3 protein-coding genes are annotated in these 2,471 nt (G+C 68.6%); 1 reads left to right on the top strand and 2 read right to left on the bottom strand.

The features are described 5' to 3' along the window. Positions 1 to 1,010 (bottom strand): lipase family protein (locus A9X03_RS06205; RefSeq protein ID WP_067778712.1); only part of this gene is annotated, 1,010 nt, incomplete at its 3' end. A 162-nt stretch (positions 1,011 to 1,172) separates the two neighbouring features. Next, a complete protein-coding gene (locus tag A9X03_RS06200) occupies positions 1,173 to 1,907 on the bottom strand; it encodes an NUDIX domain-containing protein (RefSeq protein WP_067887975.1) in 735 nt (244 codons plus the stop codon). A 46-nt stretch (positions 1,908 to 1,953) separates the two neighbouring features. Between A9X03_RS06200 and A9X03_RS06195 the strand changes: the two genes are divergently transcribed. Continuing rightward, positions 1,954 to 2,471, top strand: a 518-nt coding sequence (locus tag A9X03_RS06195) for a quinolinate synthase (RefSeq protein WP_197498867.1), incomplete at its 3' end; no start/stop codon positions are given.

The raw sequence follows: 2,471 nt of genomic DNA, 5'->3' as shown, positions 1-2,471 counted from the left end.
GTCGGCACCGCGACACCCAGCTTGATGTTCTCGAACACGTGCGTGACCTCGGGCGTCGACAGGATGGCATCGAGCGGCTCGTCGAGGTAGTCGCCCATGTTCTTGCCGGCCATCTTCACGACCGCCTCCACCGTGGTCATCTTCTCCAGCGACTCGAGCAGGGCACGCCCCTCCTCGTTGCTGTGCTCCTTGATCACCCGGTCCAGCTCGGGGTAGATGTGGGCGAGGGCCGCCACCACCAGCGCAGGCAGGCCCGACAGGAAACTGCCGTTGAGCCGGCGGAAGGTGTTGCCGAGGTCGCCGACGGGCGATCCCAGCACCGCGCCGACGATGTTGAGTTCGGGCGCGTACTCGGCGCACACCTCGGCCGCCCAGGCGCTGGCCAGCCCGCCGCCGGAGTACCCCCACAGCCCGATCGGCGCCGAGGGCGAGAGCCCGAGGCGTTCCGCGCCCAGGGCGGCCCGAATGCCGTCCAGGACGCGATAGCCGGGTTCGTAGGGGGCGCCCCACAGGCCCCGCAGCCCCTCGTGGTCGGGCACGGACACGGCCCAGCCCTCGGCGACGGCCGCGGTGATCAGGAACAGTTCGAGCTGGCCGATCGAGCCGAGGGCCTTCGCCCGGCGCCGCAGCGCGTACGACGGGAAGCAGCGGGACGACACGGCGTCGATCGCGCACTGGTACGACAGCAGCGGGCACGGACGTTCCGGGGCCAGCTCGGCAGGGACGATCACGGTGGTCGCGGCGGCCTCGGGCTCGCCGTTCATGTCCATGGTCCGGTAGAGCAGCTGGGTGGCCTTGACGGGCTGCGGGATCAGCCCGAGAAAAGCCAGCTCGACGTCGCGCGAGCGCAGGACGGTGCCGGGTTCGGCGTGTTGGAAGCCGAGGGGCGGCTGGTAGAACGGGTCGTCCGAGGGCAGCAGCGGTCGCACCTTGCGCTGCAATTCCTCGTGCGGCGGCCGGGCGATCCACTCCGCCCCGCGCGTGCCTGCCAGATTGCCGAGCTCAGCCATTGAGGCTCCCTTCTAGGCCATCCGGCATTCTCGCGCACGAACGGCAGGTAACCAAAACGTAATCGCCGCACTGTGAGCGACTTCTTGGGTGGGCGATCCAGGTCATGCACGTCACTGGTACCCGGTTTGCGGCTGCGTCACCCGACGACGCTTCCCGTAAGCCTATCCGGGGCGGCGTTCGGCGGCGTCAAACTGACCCGGCGGTCGCAGCGCGGCGAATTCGTCGGTGACGCGCAACTGAGAATCGGTGAAGTGGTACAGGGCCGCCGGCCGCCCGCCGCTGCGGCCGGACTGGGCGATGGTGCCGGTCTGGCTGATCACGCCGCGGCGGACCAGCACCCGTTGCAGGTTGGTCGCGTCGACCTGGTAACCCAGCGCGGCGCCGTAGATGTCGCGAAGCGTGGAGAGCGCGAATTCCCTTGGCGCCAAGGCGAATCCGAGGTTGGTGTAGGACAACTTGGCGATCAGCCGGGCGTGGGCGTGTGTCACCATCGGTCCGTGGTCGAAGGCCATCGGCGGCAGGCTGCTCACCGGGTGCCAACGGGTGTCCGGTGGCAGTTCCGGAGTGGCGGGGGAGGGCACCAGCCCCAGGAACGTCGACGCGATGACGCGGGCGCCCGGCACCCGATTCGGGTCGGAGAACACCGCCAGCTGCTCCAGGTGCGCCAGTTCCTTGAGGTCCACCTTCTCGGCCAGCTGTCGCAGGACGGAGGTGGTCATGTCCTCGTCGGTGCGCAGCCGCCCGCCGGGCAGCGACCAGGCGCCCCGCTGCGGATCCTTGGCGCGCTGCCACAACAGCACGTTCAGCTGCGGTTTCTCTGTTCGCGGCCCGCTGGTTACCCGGCGAACTTGAAACACCACCGCAAGCACCTCGTGTTCAGTGCTAGTATGGCCCATGTTTTCGATTATAAGTCGAAAACCTCCCGGGCTGAAAGGGGCCGCCGTGACGGTTATCAATCGCATGGACACGCTCGCTGAAGACATGATGGCCGACCTCACGAATTCGCCCGCCGGCTACGCCGGTGTCGAGGGAGACGAGCAATGGGCCGCCGAAATCCGCCGCCTGGCCAAGCTGCGCGGCGCCACCGTGCTCGCCCACAACTACCAGCTGCCCGCCATCCAGGACGTCGCCGACCACGTCGGCGATTCGCTGGCGCTCTCGCGGATCGCCGCCGAGGCTCCCGAGGACACCATCGTGTTCTGCGGCGTGCACTTCATGGCCGAGACCGCCAAGATCCTGAGCCCCGAGAAGACCGTACTCATCCCGGACCAGCGGGCCGGCTGCTCGCTGGCGGATTCCATCACCCCGGACGAACTGCGCGCCTGGAAGGACGAGCACCCCGGCGCCGTTGTCGTCTCCTACGTCAACACCACCGCAGCGGTGAAGGCGCTCACCGACATCTGCTGCACCTCGTCCAACGCCGTCGACGTGGTCGCATCCATCGACCCCGACCGCGAGGT

Source organism: Mycobacterium sp. E1715 (assembly GCF_001667625.1).
Taxonomy (GTDB): Bacteria; Actinomycetota; Actinomycetes; order Mycobacteriales; family Mycobacteriaceae; genus Mycobacterium.
Note: the sequence above shows the minus strand (reverse complement) of the source record. Positions and strands in the feature narration are given on the sequence as shown.